Source organism: Pseudomonas sp. GW821-FHT02H06 (assembly GCF_059421525.1).
Genome location: NZ_JBWKVD010000005.1, coordinates 125,118 through 141,949, shown reverse-complemented (window position 1 = coordinate 141,949; position 16,832 = coordinate 125,118). Strand labels below are relative to the sequence as shown.

13 protein-coding genes are annotated in these 16,832 nt (G+C 61.4%); 8 read left to right on the top strand and 5 right to left on the bottom strand.

The window, feature by feature from the left end; translation table 11 throughout:
* Positions 1–24 precede the first annotated feature (24 nt).
* From AC07VF_RS10730 to yccS, 6 genes are all read left to right on the top strand, one after another.
* A complete protein-coding gene (locus AC07VF_RS10730; RefSeq protein ID WP_495008559.1) occupies positions 25–1,467 on the top strand; it encodes a TldD/PmbA family protein in 1,443 nt (480 codons plus the stop codon).
* Positions 1,467–2,792: a TldD/PmbA family protein gene (locus tag AC07VF_RS10725; protein WP_495008615.1), complete on the top strand. Its 1,326-nt coding sequence runs from the start codon at positions 1,467–1,469 to the stop codon at positions 2,790–2,792. Before AC07VF_RS10730 ends, AC07VF_RS10725 begins: the two co-directional genes overlap by 1 nt.
* A 245-nt stretch (positions 2,793–3,037) precedes the next feature.
* On the top strand, positions 3,038–4,480 hold the full coding sequence (mdtD, locus tag AC07VF_RS10720; RefSeq protein ID WP_192171158.1) for a multidrug transporter subunit MdtD: 1,443 nt from the start codon (positions 3,038–3,040) through the stop codon (positions 4,478–4,480).
* A gap of 86 nt (positions 4,481–4,566) precedes the next feature.
* Positions 4,567–5,946, top strand: a complete 1,380-nt coding sequence (gene dbpA, locus AC07VF_RS10715) for an ATP-dependent RNA helicase DbpA (RefSeq protein ID WP_495008560.1) — start codon at positions 4,567–4,569, stop codon at positions 5,944–5,946.
* A 108-nt stretch (positions 5,947–6,054) separates the two neighbouring features.
* Positions 6,055–7,233 (top strand): BaiN/RdsA family NAD(P)/FAD-dependent oxidoreductase, encoded by a 1,179-nt coding sequence (locus AC07VF_RS10710; RefSeq protein ID WP_192171160.1) that lies wholly within the window; start codon positions 6,055–6,057, stop codon positions 7,231–7,233.
* A 320-nt stretch (positions 7,234–7,553) separates the two neighbouring features.
* Entirely contained in the window at positions 7,554–9,761 is a 2,208-nt protein-coding gene (gene yccS, locus AC07VF_RS10705; protein ID WP_192171161.1) for a YccS family putative transporter, read from the top strand.
* Here yccS and AC07VF_RS10700 read toward each other — a convergent pair.
* Positions 9,742–10,479 carry a substrate-binding periplasmic protein gene (locus AC07VF_RS10700; RefSeq protein ID WP_495008561.1) on the bottom strand — a complete coding sequence of 246 codons (738 nt, stop codon included), beginning with the start codon at positions 10,477–10,479 and terminating at the stop codon, positions 9,742–9,744. The genes yccS and AC07VF_RS10700 overlap by 20 nt on opposite strands.
* Positions 10,480–10,684: 205 nt before the next feature.
* Between AC07VF_RS10700 and AC07VF_RS10695 the strand changes: the two genes are divergently transcribed.
* A complete protein-coding gene (locus AC07VF_RS10695) occupies positions 10,685–11,143 on the top strand; it encodes a GNAT family N-acetyltransferase (RefSeq protein ID WP_495008562.1) in 459 nt (152 codons plus the stop codon).
* Between the two features lie 80 nt (positions 11,144–11,223).
* Here the strand turns inward: AC07VF_RS10695 and AC07VF_RS10690 are convergent, their stop codons facing one another.
* From AC07VF_RS10690 to AC07VF_RS10680, 3 genes are read right to left on the bottom strand one after another with little or no spacing between them, the layout of a single operon-like run.
* Positions 11,224–11,520: a winged helix-turn-helix domain-containing protein gene (locus AC07VF_RS10690; RefSeq protein ID WP_192171163.1), complete on the bottom strand. Its 297-nt coding sequence runs from the start codon at positions 11,518–11,520 to the stop codon at positions 11,224–11,226.
* Positions 11,521–11,551: 31 nt separating this feature from the next.
* Positions 11,552–12,070, bottom strand: a complete 519-nt coding sequence (locus AC07VF_RS10685; protein ID WP_495008563.1) for a YgjP-like metallopeptidase domain-containing protein — start codon at positions 12,068–12,070, stop codon at positions 11,552–11,554.
* A gap of 39 nt (positions 12,071–12,109) precedes the next feature.
* Entirely contained in the window at positions 12,110–14,266 is a 2,157-nt protein-coding gene (locus tag AC07VF_RS10680) for a putative bifunctional diguanylate cyclase/phosphodiesterase (protein ID WP_192171165.1), read from the bottom strand.
* 301 nt (positions 14,267–14,567) lie between these two features.
* On the opposite strand from AC07VF_RS10680, the gene AC07VF_RS10675 reads away from it, so the two are divergent.
* Entirely contained in the window at positions 14,568–15,239 is a 672-nt protein-coding gene (locus tag AC07VF_RS10675) for a polysaccharide lyase family 7 protein (protein WP_192171166.1), read from the top strand.
* Positions 15,240–15,296: 57 nt separating this feature from the next.
* Here the strand turns inward: AC07VF_RS10675 and putP are convergent, their stop codons facing one another.
* A complete protein-coding gene (putP, locus tag AC07VF_RS10670) occupies positions 15,297–16,781 on the bottom strand; it encodes a sodium/proline symporter PutP (protein ID WP_346626884.1) in 1,485 nt (494 codons plus the stop codon).
* Between the last annotated feature and the right edge of the window lie 51 nt (positions 16,782–16,832).

Genomic DNA, 16,832 nt, shown 5'->3' with positions numbered 1-16,832 from the left:
CGAATCGCCAAGGAGCCTTCCTGCATGTTCGACTTCTCCGCTCAGCTCAAACAGCGGTTCGCCGCCCTGCAGAGCAGCGCCCCGTTTTTCTCCCTGCGTTACGTCAAACAGACCAGTCAGCATCTGTCGGTGCGCAAGAACGTCGCCGAGCCGCCGCAATTGAGCATCGACGAAGGCGCGATGCTGACCGTGCGCATCAATGGCGTCGAAGCCTATGCGGCCACCAACGACATCTCCCAGCGCGGCCTTCAATCGGCGCTGGAACAAGCAGAGACTCAAGCGCGACAACTGGCCCCGCATTCGCTGCTCGACCTGGGCGACCATGCTGTCGCCACTGCCCGCGCCGATTACCTCTCGCCCAACCTGCAAAGCGCGTTTCCATCGCTCAGCGATTGCTATGCCCTGCTCAACGCTGAATCGGCGTCGGTGCCCAGGGACGAGCGTCTTGTCAACTGGCAGGTAAGCCTGGGCCTTGAGAACGTCGAGCAGATCTACCTGAACAACGCCGGCGCCGAGATCCGTCAGGCCCAGCGCTTCGTCTTCCCCGGGCTGACCGTCACGGCCTACGACGGGCAGGACAGCCAGACCCGCAGCCTGGGTCGCGAGAACTTCGGCCAGCAAGGCGGCGCGGAAATCATCGCTTCGTGCGGGATCATCGGTGCGGCGGTCAACGTCGCCGATCAGGCGCTGCAACTGGTCATGGCGCCAAACACGCCCTCCGGCCCGCGCGATCTGTTGCTGACGCCCGACCAGATGACCCTGCAAATCCACGAATCCATCGGTCACCCGCTGGAGCTGGACCGCATCCTCGGCGATGAGCGCAATTACGCCGGCACCAGCTTCGTCAAAGCCAGTGACTTCGGCACGCTGCAATACGGCTCAAGGCTGCTCAACGTGACCTTCGATCCTGAAATCCCCGAGCAACTGGCGAGCTACGGCTTTGATGACGACGGCACACCGGCGAGCAAGCAATTCCTGATCAAGGACGGCGTATTGGTGAGGCCTCTGGGCGGCGCGCTGTCGCAATACCGCAGCGGCATGGAAGGCGTCGCCAATAGCCGCGCGTCGAGCTGGAACCGCGCACCCATCGACCGCATGGCCAACCTGAATATCGAGCCGGGCGACCAGTCGATGGCGCAGCTCATTGGCGGCATCGAGCACGGCATTTTGATGAGCACCAACCGCTCGTGGTCGATCGACGATGCGCGCAACAAATTCCAGTTCGGCTGCGAATGGGGGCAGTTGATCGAGAACGGCGAGATCAAGGGCGTGGTGAAAAACCCGAACTACCGCGCGATCTCCGCCCAGTTCTGGCGCAACCTCAGCGCGGTCGGCGACGCCAGCACCTTCAAGGTCCTCGGCACGCCCAACTGCGGCAAAGGCGAGCCCAATCAAGTGATCCGCGTAGGGCACGCCTCGCCCGCTTGCGTGTTCGCCAGCGTTGATGTTTTCGGAGGTGACGCATGATGTCCCATCAAGCGCAATTCAAGGCCCTGGCTGAATGGCTGCACGGCGCGGTCACGGCAGACGAGCGTTACACCTTGAGCTACGACGCCGAAGCGTCGGACTTCATTCGTTTCAATCACGCCAAAGTGCGTCAGGCCGGCCATGTGCAGCAGGCCAGCGTGACCTTTAAGCTGATCGCCGCAGGCCGTCACGCCAACCTGAGCCTGACGCTGTCGGGCGATGCCGAGGTCGATCGACAGCGCCTGAGCGAGGCGCTGCTTCAGTTGCGCGAGACCCTGACGCTGTTGCCGGAAGACCCTTATCTGCAACTGAACGAAGAGGCCTGGCAGAGCAGCAACGTGCAGGGAACGCCGTTGCCGGACAGCGCCCATGTGGTCGAGCAGATCGCGCAACTGGGCGAAGGGCTGGATCTGGTCGGTATTTACGCCGCCGGGCCGATCTATCGCGGTTTCGCCAGTTCCAGCGGTGCGCTGGGCTGGCATCAGGCCAACAGCTTCAATTTCGACTGGAGCCTGTTCCACGAGAACGGCCAGGCAGTGAAAGCCAATTACGCCGGCCACACCTGGACTGACAAGGGCTTTGCACGGCGCTTTGCGCTGGCCCGTGAGCAACTGACGTTTCTTGGCCACCCCGCACACGCCCTCGCGCCCGGGAAATACCGTGCCTATCTGGCGCCCGCCGCACTGGAAGAAGTCATCGGAATGCTGTGCTGGGGTGGATTCTCCGCGCAGTCGCTGGCGGACAAGACCAGTCCCTTGCAGCGGCTGTACGACGGTCACGCCACGCTGAGTCCGCTGGTGAGTGTGAACGAGCAGGTCAGCGGCTCGTTGTCCCCTGCGTTTTCCGGCGAGGGTTATCCGCGCATGGACCTGTCGCTGGTGGCCGAAGGCGTCGCCCGGGATCGCATGATCGACTCGCGCAGCGCCGCCGAATACGGCCTTGTCGCCAATGGCGCAGGCTGGGGCGAGTCGCCGAGTGCGCTGAGCATGGAAGGCGGTTCGCTGGCGCTGGATGAGGTGTTGGAAGCGCTGGGCACGGGCCTGTACATCAGCAACCTGTGGTATTTGAATTTCTCGGACCGCACCGCCGGGCGCATCACGGGGATGACGCGCTTTGCCACGTTCTGGGTCGAGGACGGGCAGATCAAGGCGCCGGTCAATACCATGCGTTTCGACGACAGCATCTTCAGCCTGCTGGGCACCGCACTGGAGCAACTGACCACAGAAAGGGAACTCCTGCTGTCGACGAGCACCTACAGTCAGCGCCAGACCGCCTCGAATCTGCTGCCGGGTGCGCTGCTGAGTGGGTTGACGCTGACGCTGTAATGCATCGGGCTGTCTGGCTGCTGGCGGGCAGCCACTGAGCTCTGTGTGTGGGAGCGAGCTTGCTCGCGAATGCTGGCAATCAGGCTGCAGAGATGGGGCGGTTGTCAGGGCGTCTTCGTGAGCAAGCTCACTCCCACAAGGACCGTGCTTCAGCAGTGAGAGCTTCTACTGGGGCCGTGCTCCCAGCAGTTACATCCGATAATTAATTGGCCCGTTTCCCGCAACCATAAGGACCCTCGATCCACATGCCGACCTCAACACCGCAGCTGGACGCCCGCACCCTGCGCTGGATGCCATGGGTCATCGCCATTGCTTTTTTCATGCAAAGCCTGGACGGCACGATCCTCAACACCGCACTGCCATCCATGGCGCGCTCGCTGTCCGAAGACCCATTGCGCATGCAGTCGGTGATCATCGCCTACATGCTGACCATCGCCCTGCTGATCCCCGCGTCGGGCTGGATTTCAGACCGCTTCGGCATCAAGCGCATCTTCTTCAGCGCCATCCTGCTGTTCAGCTTCGGCTCGTTGCTGTGCGCGGTATCCAACTCCGTCGGCATGCTGGTGGGCGCGCGGGTGATTCAGGGCCTCGGCGGTGCGTTGATGATGCCGGTCGGCCGGCTCATTGTGCTGCGCGCCTACCCCCGAACCGAGCTGGTGCGCACGTTGAGCTTCATCACCATGCCCGCCCTGCTCGGCCCGCTGATGGGCCCGACGGTCGGCGGCTGGCTGGTGGAATACCTGAGCTGGCACTGGATCTTCCTGATCAACCTTCCGGTGGGAATTCTCGGGTGTTTTGCCGTGCGCAAATTCATCCCCGATCTTCAGGGCGGCGGACGCACGCGGTTTGATCTGGTGGGGTTCGGCCTGTTCGGCGCGTCGATGGTGCTGATCACGATCGCGCTGGAAGGCTTGGGCGAACTGCACTTGCCGCACTTGCGGGTGGTGATGCTGCTGTTCGGCGGCATGGCCTGTCTCGCCGCGTACTGGTTGCGCGCCAGTCATGTGGAAGCGCCACTGTTCTCCGCTCAGTTGTTCAAGACCCGCAGCTTTGCGGTAGGCATCATGGGCAATCTGTTCGCGCGCCTGGGCAGCGGCGCCCTGCCCTTTCTGCTGCCGTTGATGCTGCAAGTCGCGTTGGGTTACTCACCGTCACACGCCGGCATGAGCATGATTCCCCTGGCCCTCGCGGCGATGTTCGCCAAACCGCTGGCAACCAAGGCCATTGAGCGGCTGGGTTATCGCATCGTGCTGACCGGTAACACGCTGCTGTTGGGTATTCTGCTGGCGAGCATGGCACTGGTCACGGCCAACACGCCGTACTGGCTACTGCTCATTCATCTGGCGTTTTTGGGCGGGGTCAACTCGCTGCAGTTCTCGGCGATGAACGCGGTGACGCTGATCGACCTCGATGACGCCAGTGCCGCCAGCGGCAACAGTTTGCTGTCGGTGGTCGCGCAGTTGTCCCTGAGTCTTGGCGTCGCCTGTGCGGCCGCCTTGCTGGGCGGATTCAGCGACGACGTGGCGACGGGTGAAGTCAGCGACGTGCTCGGCGCGTTTCAGCTGACCTTCCTGTGCGTCGGCGTGCTGGCGATGCTGGCGGCGTCGATCTTCCTGCAGCTATCGCCGCGCATGGCACCCGAAGCACCGGCCCGCAAACCGCAACCGGAGCCCGAGATCGAGGCGTGACCCACTCACCATTTATCGCGCGCGGCCCCAAGGCAGGGGTCGCGACCTGATACACTGCGCGACATTTTGTTTTGCAGGCCCGTCCCGTGACTAACACCGCTTTTAACTCACTGCCCCTTTCCGCCGCCATGCTGGCTAACCTGGAGTCCCTTGGTTATGCCGAGATGACGCCGATTCAGGCGCAGAGCCTGCCGGTGATCGTCAAGGGGATGGACCTGATTGCGCAGGCCAAGACGGGCTCCGGCAAGACCGCTGCATTCGGCATCGGCCTGCTCAATCCGATCAATCCGCGCTACTTCGGCTGCCAGGCGTTGGTGCTCTGCCCCACCCGTGAGCTGGCCGATCAGGTGGCCAAGGAAATCCGTCGTCTGGCGCGTTCCGAAGACAACATCAAGGTCCTGACCCTCTGCGGCGGCGTGTCTTTCGGCCCGCAGATCGGCTCGCTGGAGCACGGCGCGCACGTCATCGTTGGCACACCGGGTCGCATTCAGCAGCATCTGCGCAAGGGTTCGCTGGTGCTGGACGGCCTGAACACGCTGGTGCTGGACGAAGCCGACCGCATGCTCGACATGGGTTTCTACGACGCCATCGCCGACATCATCGAGCAGACGCCCAAGCGTCGCCAGACCCTGCTGTTCTCGGCCACGTACCCGGTCGGCATCAAGCAGCTGTCCTCGAAATTCATGCGCGATCCGCAGACCGTCAAGGTCGAAGCGCTCCACGCCGACAGCCAGATCGAGCAGATCTTCTATGAAATCGCGCCGGAGCAACGCCTCGAAGCAGTGGTCCGCGTGCTCGATCATTTCCGTCCGCAGTCCTGCGTGGCGTTCTGTTTCACCAAGCAGCAGGTTCAGGAAGTAGTCGATCACCTGACCGCCAAGGGCATGTCTGCCGTCGGCCTGCATGGCGATCTGGAACAGCGTGACCGCGACCAGGTGCTGGCGATGTTCGCCAACCGCAGCACCTCGGTGCTGGTGGCCACTGACGTCGCTGCGCGCGGTCTGGACATCGATGGCCTGGACATGGTGCTCAACGTCGAACTGGCGCGGGATTCGGAAATCCACATTCACCGCGTCGGCCGTACCGGTCGTGCGGGTGAGACCGGCATCGCCGTCAGCCTCGTCGCGCCCGGCGAAAGCCAGCGCGCCCGCGCCGTTGAAGAACTGCAGAAAGCGCCGCTCAACTGGCAGCAATACGACCAGCTGGAGCGCAAGGAAGGCGGCAAGCTGCTGCCACCGATGACCACGCTGTGCATCGGTTCCGGCCGCAAAGACAAACTGCGCCCCGGCGACATTCTGGGCGCGCTGACCGGCGAAGCCGGCATTCCCGGCTCTCAGGTGGGCAAGATCGCGATCTTTGATTTCCAGGCCTACGTCGCCGTGGAACGCAGCATGGCCAAGCAGGCGCTGGAACGTTTGAACAACGGCAAGATCAAGGGCAAATCGTTGCGCGTGCGGATCTTGTAAACACCCGCAATACCGCATCGCCACCTTGCTCGCGAAAGCGTCAGCAGAATCAACATTGATCGCTGACAGATTCCACGATCTTCTTCCCGATATTCCGAGGACACCGCTTTGCCCGTTACTGACGTTGTGATCATCGGCGCCGGCGCCGCAGGTTTGATGTGTGCATTCACGGCGGCCCAGCGCGGGCGCAAGGTCATGCTGATCGACCACGCCAACAAGCCGGGCAAGAAAATCCTCATGTCGGGCGGCGGTCGCTGCAACTTCACCAACATGTACACCGAGCCCGCCAACTTCCTCTCGCAGAATCCGCATTTCTGCAAATCGGCGCTGGCCCGCTACACCCAGTGGGATTTCATCGAGCTGGTGGGCAAGCACGGCGTGCCGTACCACGAAAAGAAACTCGGCCAACTGTTCTGCGACAACAAGTCCAGCGACATCCTCGATCTGCTGCTCGCTGAATGCGACACCGCTGGCGTGAGCCTGCACATGGACACCTCGGTGCAGAGCATCGAGAAAACCGACAGCGGTTACCAGCTGAAAACCACCCTGGGCGAGCTCCGCTGCGAGTCGCTGGTGATCGCCACAGGCGGGTTGTCGATTCCGACGCTGGGCGCTACCGGTTTCGGTTATCAGGTCGGCAAGCAGTTCGGCCACACGCTATTGCCTACCCGGGCGGGCCTGGTGCCGTTCACCATCACCGATCAATTGAAAGAGCTGTGCACCGAGCTGACCGGCACGTCGGTCGATTGCCTGGTGAGCTGCAACGACGTCAGCTTTCGCGAGAACATCCTATTCACCCACCGTGGCTTGAGCGGGCCGGCGATTCTGCAGATCTCGTCCCTCTGGCAGCCGGGCGACACGGTCGAAATCAATCTGATGCCCGACCACGACGCCCACAACTGGCTGACCGAGCAACAGGCCGAACGCCCGAACAGCGAACTGAAGACGCTGCTCGGCGAGATTTTCACCAAGAAAATGGCCAACCTGATTGCCGAGCAATGGTTTGTGTCCAAGCCGATGAAGCAGTACACCCACGCTGAACTGGCCGACATCGCCACCAGACTGGCGAGCTGGCAAGTGGTACCGGCGGGCACCGAAGGGTATCGCACCGCGGAAGTGACACTAGGCGGCATCGACACCCGCGAGGTGTCGTCGAAGACCATGGAATCCCTGAAATCACCGGGGCTGTATTTTGTCGGTGAGGTGCTGGATGTCAGCGGGCATCTGGGCGGCTTCAACTTCCAGTGGGCCTGGGCCTCGGCGTACGCGGCGGCGCAGTTCGTCTGAGCAGTCGTTGCGAGCAAGCCTACAACGTCACAGACGCACGCGATCTCTGTAGGAGCAATCGGAGTTTACGACGGTCGCGAAGAGGCCGGGTCAGGCAATACACATTCAGTGCGTGACCTTGCGCCTTCGCGACCGTCGTTACCTCCGATTGCTCCTACAAGGGCGTGTTGCAAATGAGAGAGGCACCCTTGGGGTCAAGGTGCGTTTTGAGGTATTGGCATCCGCCCCGGAATAAATTTTGCTAACCGGATGTACAGCGCGCATCCGGCGCTGTACATATCCCTGAGCAAAATCAATCGCGAACAAGGCCGTCAGCGTTCATGGCATCGACATCGTTGCGCAATACATTCCGCCGTCTCTGGGCGCTGGACAAGTTTTCCTACAGCGTGCGGGTTTTCATCGCGCTGACCGGCAGCATGGCGCTGTGCTGGTACCAGAACGAGATGTCTCAGTTGATCCCGCTGTTCCTTGGGATTATCGCCAGCGCCCTGTCGGAAACCGATGACAGCTGGCAGGGCCGGCTCAATGCGCTGGCCGTGACGCTGGTGTGCTTCAGCATCGCAGCGCTGTCCGTGGAGCTGCTGTTCCCCTACCCCGTGGTGTTCATCTGCGCGTTTGCCTTCGCGGCGTTCTGCCTGACGATGCTCGGCGCGCTGGGCGAGCGCTACGGCGCCATTGCCTACGCGACGTTGATTCTGTCGGTCTACACCATGATCGGCGTCGATCAGCGCGGCGGCGAAGTCACCGATTTCTGGCACGAACCCATGCTGCTGGTCGCAGGCGCGGCGTGGTACGGCCTGCTGTCGGTGCTGTGGCAGATGCTGTTTTCCAATCAGCCGGTGCAGCAGGCCCTGGCCCGACTGTTTCGCGAGCTGGGCCTGTACCTGAAGCTCAAATCAGAGCTGTTCGAGCCGATTCGCACCCTGGATATCGAAGCCAAGCGCCTAGAGCTTGCCAAGCAGAACGGCAAGGTCGTCGGTGCGCTCAACGTGACCAAGGAAATCATCCTCAACCGTGTGGGCAGTGGCCGCCCCGGCTCGAAGGTCAGTCGCTACCTGAAGCTGTATTTTCTGGCCCAGGACATCCACGAACGTGCCAGTTCGTCGCACTATCCCTACAACTCCCTGGCCGAGGCGTTTTTCCACAGCGATGTATTGTTTCGCTGCCAGCGCCTGCTGCGCCAGCAAGGTCGCGCCTGCCGTGACCTGTCGGCGTCGATCCAGCTGCGCCAGCCGTTCATCTATGACGACAGCTTCGCCCACGCGCTCAATGATCTGCGCGCCTCCCTAGAACACCTGCGCATTCAGAGCAATCCGGCGTGGCGCGGGCTGCTGCGTTCGCTGCGGGCGCTGGCCAATAACCTCGGCACCCTTGACCGGCTGCTCAGCGATGCGAGCAACCCCGACGCCCTGGCGGACGCCACCGACAGCAGCCTGCTGGACCGCTCGCCGCGCAACCTCAAGGACGTCTGGACGCGGCTGCGGCTGCAACTGACGCCGACCTCGCTGTTGTTCCGTCACGCCCTGCGCCTGCCATTGGCGCTGGTCATCGGCTACATCATGGTTCACCTGATTCACCCGTCCCAGGGTTACTGGATTATCCTCACCACGGTGTTTGTCTGCCAGCCAAGCTACGGCGCCACGCGGCGCAAACTCGGGCAGCGCATCATCGGCACCGCCATTGGCCTGACGGCGGGCTGGATTCTGTTCGACCTGATCACCACGCCGGTCCTGCAATCGATGTGCGCGGTGCTGGCCGGCGTGGTGTTCTTCGTCAACCGCACCACGCGCTACACGCTGTCGACGGCGGCAATCACGGTGATGATCCTGTTCTGCTTCAATCAGGTCGGCGACGGTTACGGCGTGTTCCTGCCGCGCCTGCTGGACACGCTGCTGGGCAGCCTGATCGCCGGCCTGGCGGTGTTCCTGTTCCTGCCCGACTGGCAAGGCCGTCGACTGAACAAGGTGCTGGCCAACACGCTGTCGTGCAACAGCATTTACCTGCGCCAGATCATGCAGCAATACGCGAACGGCAAGAGCGACGATCTGGCCTATCGACTGGCCCGACGCAACGCCCATAACGCCGACGCGGCGCTGTCCACCACGCTGGCCAACATGCTCATGGAGCCCGGGCATTTCCGCAAAGAGGCCGACGTGGGTTTCCGCTTCCTGGTGCTGTCACACACGCTGCTCAGTTATCTGTCGGGCCTGGGGGCCCATCGGGACGCACCGCTGCCGCCCGAAGTGCGCGAGCAGCTGATTGAGGGCGCCGGGGCCAGCCTTGCCGCGAGCATCGATGAAATCGCCCAGAGCCTGGCGATGCGTGAGCCTGTTGCGGTGCAAAGCGACGCAGAGGAGGCGCTGGCGACGAGCCTGGAACAGATGCCGGAAGAAATCGACGAAGGCCAACGGCTGGTGCAAACCCAACTCGCGCTGATCTGCCGTCAGTTGGGGCCGTTGCGCACCCTCGCAGCGCACTTGATCAAAGATCCCGTCAAAGAACCCGACCTCACAGACCGTGCAGCTTGATGAGCTTGTCGTACGTGCCGTCGGCTTTCATGTCGGCGATGGCCTTGTCGAAATCCAGAACGATCTGCTGATGATCCGCCCGTTTGATGCTGACCAGCATGTGCAGACTGTTTTCGCTCAGTGACTTGGGCAGAAATTCAACGCTGGCCTGTACGTCAGCCGGCTCGCGATTGAGGGCAAAGCGCGCCGCGTACTCGTCTTCCACCGTCAAGTCGACCCTGCGCGCCGCGAGCATCCTGACAGAGGTCGAGAAATTCGCAACCGGCACCTTCTTCAGCTCGGCATCGGCGTCGAATTCGGGCGAATAGGCGTAGCCGCGCACGACGGCAATGGAATAGCCGTGCAGCTGCGACAGGCTCTGAAAGTCGATGGCGGCGTCTTTGCGTTTCAGGAAACGCAGGCGGTTAATCAGGTATGGCGCAGAGAAAACCCCAATGCGCGTGCGTTCTTCGCTGTACCAGGCGTTGATGACTATGTCATACCGCCCTTCGCTCAGCCCGTGAATTGCCCGCGCCCAGGGGACCTGCTCGTATTCGGTGTCATAACCGGCGCGGCCCAGGGCCGTGCGAATCAGATCAGTGGAAAGCCCGTCGTGAAGCAATGACACGTCGGCATAAGGCGCCCACGCATCGCCGGCGAGACGCAATGTCTGCGCGGCCGCGCCTTGGGCTATCAGCATCATTCCCAACAGCCCTGCGGCGCACAGCAAACGCGACATGCTCAGCTTCCTTGTGGCAACTGGCCTTCAGTGAAGACGCATTTTGCGCATTGCACAACTCATAACACTGCTATGTTTGTGCTGCAGTTCAACAAAATGACGCGCCGTTGATTGAATCAGTGTCGAGCCCTGCTCGCCGCGAATTTGGGCTTGCGCCGATATGCGTTTAGTATCCGGCATCCACTTCTTCTCGCAGGCCGGCGTCATGTCTATCAACTGGATTTGCAAACACCATACCGACCTTGGAAAAGAGCAGCTGTACGCCATTCTGCAACTGAGGGCGCAGGTGTTCGTGGTGGAGCAGAAATGCTGGTATCTGGACGTCGATGGCCAGGACTTGCTGGGCGATACCTGCCATCTCATGGCTCGGCAGGATGATCAGCTGGTCGCCTACCTGCGCCTGCTGGACCCGATTCAGCAGAACGGTGACGTGACCATTGGCCGCGTGGTGACTGCACCATCGATGCGCAATAAGGGCATGGGTCATGAATTGATGGTTCAGGCGCTGAAACACGCCGAACTGCAGTGGCCGGACCAGCCGATATTTCTCTCGGCCCAGGCGCACTTGCAGGGTTACTACAGCCGCTACGGCTTTAATCCGGTGGGCGAGGTGTACGTCGAGGACGGCATCCCGCACATCAGCATGCGTCGCGATCTGGACTGATCCGGCGCGGGGACCCTGATGTCCCTCGCAGGACCGGCTTTGCCGGAAAAAGCTCTAGAATCAACGCCCCTGACACGACGTCACGGATACCCGAGCACCGTCTTGATGGCCTGCAAATTGCCCTCGATCCAGCGGCGGTCAATCGCGCCCCAGTCATGAATCCGGTAACCGCCGGCATGATTGCGGCCGCCATCCAGTTGTTCGAATTCGCAGACGATGTCCAGATCAGCCAGCGCCGCGATGGTGTCCTGGGCCGTGCGACGGGGCATGCCGGTGACGTCGGTCAGTGCCGGTACGCTGCTGGCGATGCCGCTGTCGATCAGATACGCCACGTACAGGCGGCGGTAGAAACTGCTCTTGGTCTTGCTGACGTCCATTAAAACTTCCTTGAAAAGCGCTAGCGGCTGATCAGCGCACGGCCGTCTGCATGTCCCGCCAGGTCAGGTAGATGCGCAGGTCGAATTCCAGCTGGTGATAGCCCGGCTGCATGTGTTCGCACAACTGATAGAACGCCTTGTTGTGGTCCGACTCCTTGAAGTGCGCCAGTTCGTGGACCACGATCATCTTCAGAAACTGCGGCGCGGCCTCCTTGAACAGCGCAGCCACGCGGATTTCCTTCTTGGATTTAAGCTTGCCGCCCTGCACCCGCGACACCGTGGTATGCAGGCCCAGCGCGCGGTGTGTCAGGTCCAGGCGGTTGTCGAACAGCACTTTGTCGATGTTCGGCGCGTTGCGCAGGTATTCCTGCTTGAGCGCCAGCGCGTAGGCGTACAGCGCCTTGTCGCTCTGGATTTCGTGGCGATCCGGGTAGCGCTGCTGCAGATAATCCGTCAGCCGGTCCTGCGAGATCAGCTGCCGAACCTGATCCTGCAGGCCTTCGGGATAAGCCTGCAGGTATTTGAGCGGCATGGGGGTAGTGACAGTCATGGTCGGATCGGGTCGCGGGAAAAACGCGAGTCTACCGCGTCAGTCCTGCCCGAGCAGCTGCAACGCGACCGGCAGATCGACCGGCTCGACAAAACGCTCTGCCTCCAATGGCGGCATCGGATGAGCAATCAGGAAGCCCTGAATGATCTGACAACCGTTGTCGACCAGCCACTCATACTGCTCGTAGGTTTCGACGCCTTCGGCAATCACCTCGATATCGAGCATGCGACACAGGTCAATGATGCTGCGCGCGACGGCCAGATCCCGGGACGATCCCAGCATGCCGCCAATGAAGTGCCGGTCGAGCTTCAAGGTGTCCAGATCGAGGTTGCGCAGATGGGCAAGGGAGCTGTCGCCTGCGCCGAAATCGTCCAGCGACACACGCACGCCTATGTCATGCAGATCCTGCAGTTGCTTGCGGCTGTGAACCAGGTTGTGGACCAGCGACGGCTCGGTGATCTCGACTTCCAGTTGCCGGGGTTTCAGGCCGTGTATCTGCATCGCGCGCTGCAACTCGGCCGCCAGATTCGGCAGGCTGAATTGCGCAGGGCTCACGCTGACGCTCATGACCAGATCGTCCGGGAAGACGTCGCTCCAGCGTTGGCGCTGCGCCGCACCCTGCTCGAAAATCCAGCCGCCGAGCTTGTTGATCAGACGCGTCTCCTCCAGCAGCGGAATGAACACGCCTGACGGCACATCGCCCGCGTCCGGATGATGCCAGCGCAGTAGCGCTTCAAAACCCCGCGTCTTGCCGGTGACCACGTTGACCTGCGGCTGGTAGACCATGGAAAAGTCTTTGCCATCGATCGCCGTGCGCACGCTCTCTTCGAGCATCAGACGGGAGCGTGCACGGCCATTCATGTACTGATCGAAGAAGCGGTATTGCTGACGCCCTGCGCGCTTGGCTTCGTACATCGCAATGTCCGCCGCGCGCAGTAGGCCATCCAGATTGGTGCCGCAGTCCGGGTAGACCGCGATGCCGATACTCGCGCCGAGTGTGGCTTCGACCCCGTCAATCATGCGCCGGGCAGACACCCTCTCGATCAGCTTTTCGGCCACCTTCGCAGCGTGTTCGGGGAAGTCGAGTCCGTCGATGACCACCACGAACTCGTCGCCGCCCATGCGCGCAAGCACATCGTAAGGACGCAGGCAGTCTTTCAATTGCGCGCCGACCCACTGCAACACCTGATCGCCCGCATCGTGGCCCAGGGAATCATTCACATCCTTGAAGCCGTCGAGGTCCAGGTACAACACGACCAGGTATTTGCCCGCATGCTCGTTGCGCAACAGCATCCCTTCGACGGTCTGATAAAAGCCGCGGCGGTTGAGCAGCCCGGTGAGGGAGTCCGTCACGGCCTGATGTTCGAGCTGACGATAGAGGTCACGCACCACTGACATGTCGAGCACGCTCAGCACCATCGCGCGCTGCTCGGCGGGCAGCGGCGCGCAGGACAACGCGACCGGGACCTGACGCCCCTCGGGCGTTCGCAGCACGGCGTCATGGACGCGATAGGTATCGGCACGGCGATAGTGATGATAAAAGCCGGAATCTGCCCATTCGCCAACGCTGGGCTCGTGCAGGTAAGTGCACAACCCGGTGCCGCGCAGCTCGCCGTCGGTCATGCCCAGCAACCGGCAGATCGCCGGATTGGCGAAGCTGATGACGCCGTCTTCAGTGACGACAAGGATGCCTTCGGCCACGTTGGCCAGCACCGAGGCGTTGAACGCCCGCGCCGATTCCAGCTCGCGGCTCAGCTTCTGCAGGGCACGCCGATTGTGCTGCTGCTCCAGAAGCGCCTGAACCTTGGGCCTGAGAATATTGGGATCGAAGGGTTTGAACAGGTAATCGACTGCGCCGCTGGCGTAACCCTTGTGCACCGAGTCGCGGGATTGTTCGTTGGCGGTGAGGAAGATGATCGGCGTCAATCGCGTTCGCAGACTGCCACGCATGAGGCGGGCAACTTCGAAGCCATCCATGTCCGGCATCTGCACATCCAGCAGCACCAGATCGACATCTCGGTCCAGCAAAATACCCAACGCTTCCATGCCTGAGGCGGCGGTGATGATTTCCCGGTCCTGGCGCTGCAGTACCGCGCACATGGTCACCAGATTTTCCGGGTAATCGTCAACAACCAACAATACTGATTTGCCACTGGGTGGCAGGGACTGCGCGCATTCCATGCTGCTACTTATCATTCACTTTACTGCCCGGGGAATGGCCCCGCTGATGGACTGATTGGCCATTACTCTAGCTTCGATTGGAGAAAAAAGAAGGCAGCCATAGCAGTGCGATTCGAAAAGTGCCATCCAACCGACTAACGGTAACGGCGCTCAATGTCAGGAACACCCTGAGCTGCAGCAAAGATAGCGGCACTTTGACGTCAACCATCCGACAGATTCGCGTTAACAAATGCGCCGTGGAACCGTATAAAAAGCCGCCCCCAACCCCCTTTCGCCCGCAACTTTGCTGGCAATGAGACATATCGGACGACTAGACATGATTGATTTGGGAACGTGGAATCTGAGCATTCCAGTGGGCTCGCCCCCCGCCACCATCGAGACACAACAACTGCTTCAAGGTTACGACGGCAAATACTTCAAGTCCGGCTCATCGAACATCACATTCTGGGCTCCGGTTACCGGAAGCAAGACCGCCAACGCGATCTACCCGCGTACCGAGTTGCGCGAGACCTGGTCCAACGGCACGCTGCACAACTGGTACTACCAGGACGCCGACAATTATCTGAATGCCAAGCTCAAGGTTCTCCAGGTGCCATCTTCAGGCAGGGTCGTCATCGGTCAGATCCACGTCTACGACAGCACGCAGCCGCTGTTGAAGCTCGAATATCAGTACCTGGAAGCGACGCACATGGGCAACATCGTCGCCAAGGTCCGCTACCACCCCACCGATAAGAAAGCGCGCGTGATCACGGTGGCGGAAAACGTGAGCCTGAACGAGACGTTCAATTACGTCATCCACCTCAATAAAGCCGGGTTGCTCAGCGTGACCGCCCACGGCATGGCCTGGAACGACCGGATCAGCGCCACCTGGAGCAAACAGCAGCTGTACTTCAAGGCCGGTGTCTACACCCAGGACAACACGGGCTACACCAGCGAAGGCGGCAAGACCATGTTCTTCAACCTGGACGCCGACCACAACAAGAGCTGATGCGCGCGCGAGAGAGCCCGAGCGCCAGTGTCGCTCGGGCTCTTGAACAGGCAGCCCTTATGCCGCCCTGTATTCTTTTTCCGCTGCCTCAAAGCGCGTCAGCATGCCCGGCGTAGGGCCTTTGCCGATTACGCTGAACAGCACGATGGCGATGCTGGCGAAGATGAAGCCGGGGATGATCTCGTACAGGCCCAGCAGTTCGAAATGCTTCCACACCACGACCGTGATCGCGCCGACCAGAATCCCCGCCAGTGCGCCGTTGCGGGTCATGCCCTTCCAGATCACCGAGATCAGCACCACCGGCCCGAACGCGGCGCCAAAGCCTGCCCAGGCATAGCTGACCAGACCCAGCACGCGGTTCTCCGGGTTCGCCGCCAGGGCGATCGCAATCAGCGCCACCAACAGCACCATGGCCCGGCCGACCCACACCAGCTCAACCTGCGACGCGCTTTTGCGCAAAAACGCTTTGTAGAAGTCTTCGGTCAGCGCACTCGAACAGACCAGCAACTGGCAGCTCAGCGTGCTCATCACCGCCGCAAGAATGGCCGAAAGCAGAACGCCAGCAATCCACGGATTGAACAGGATCTTGGCCAGCTCGATGAAGACGCGCTCGTGGTTTTCAGTCACCGGACCGGCCACCTCCGGGTGCGCCGAAAAGTAGGCGATGCCGAAGAAGCCCACCGCGACGGTGCCGCCCAGGCAGAGGATCATCCAGGTCATGGAAATGCGACGGGCCTTGGCGATCGACCTGACCGAGTCAGCGGCCATGAAGCGCGCCAGGATGTGCGGCTGACCGAAGTAGCCCAGACCCCAGCCCATCAGCGAAATGACGCCGATGAAAGTGGTGTTCTTGAGCATGTCGAAGTTGCTCGGGTCCTGAGCTTCGATGGCCATGAACGTGGTGTCGATGCCACCGGTCGCCAGCAGCACGATGATGGGCGTAAGGATCAGCGCGAAGATCATCAGGGTCGCTTGTACGGTGTCTGTCCAGCTGACTGCCAGGAAGCCGCCGATGAAGGTGTAGGCAATCGTCGCCGCAGCGCCTGCCCACAACGCGGTTTCGTAGGACATGCCGAAGGTGCTCTCGAACAGCCGCGCGCCAGCGACGATGCCGGAAGCGCAGTAGATCGTGAAGAACACCAGAATCACGATGGCGGAAATCACCCGCAGCAGACCGCTGTTGTCTTCAAAGCGGCTGGAGAAGTAATCCGGCAGGGTCAGCGCATCGCCGTTGTGCTCGGTCTGTACCCGCAGGCGACCGGCAACGAACAGCCAGTTCAGGTAGGCGCCGACGATTAGCCCGATGGCGATCCAGCCTTCCGAGAGACCGGACATGTAGATCGCGCCCGGCAACCCCATGAGCAACCAGCCGCTCATGTCCGATGCACCGGCCGAAAGCGCCGTGACCACACTGCCGAGGCTGCGCCCGCCGAGGATATAGTCCGAGAGATTATTGGTGGAACGGTAGGCCATGAGTCCTATGAGGACCATCGCGGCGATGTAGATCACGAAAGTGATCAAGGTAGGGTTGCTGACACTCATCGGTTAGGTTCCGGCGTTGTTTTTATAGGCGCGAGCAGAGCGAAGTCCTCC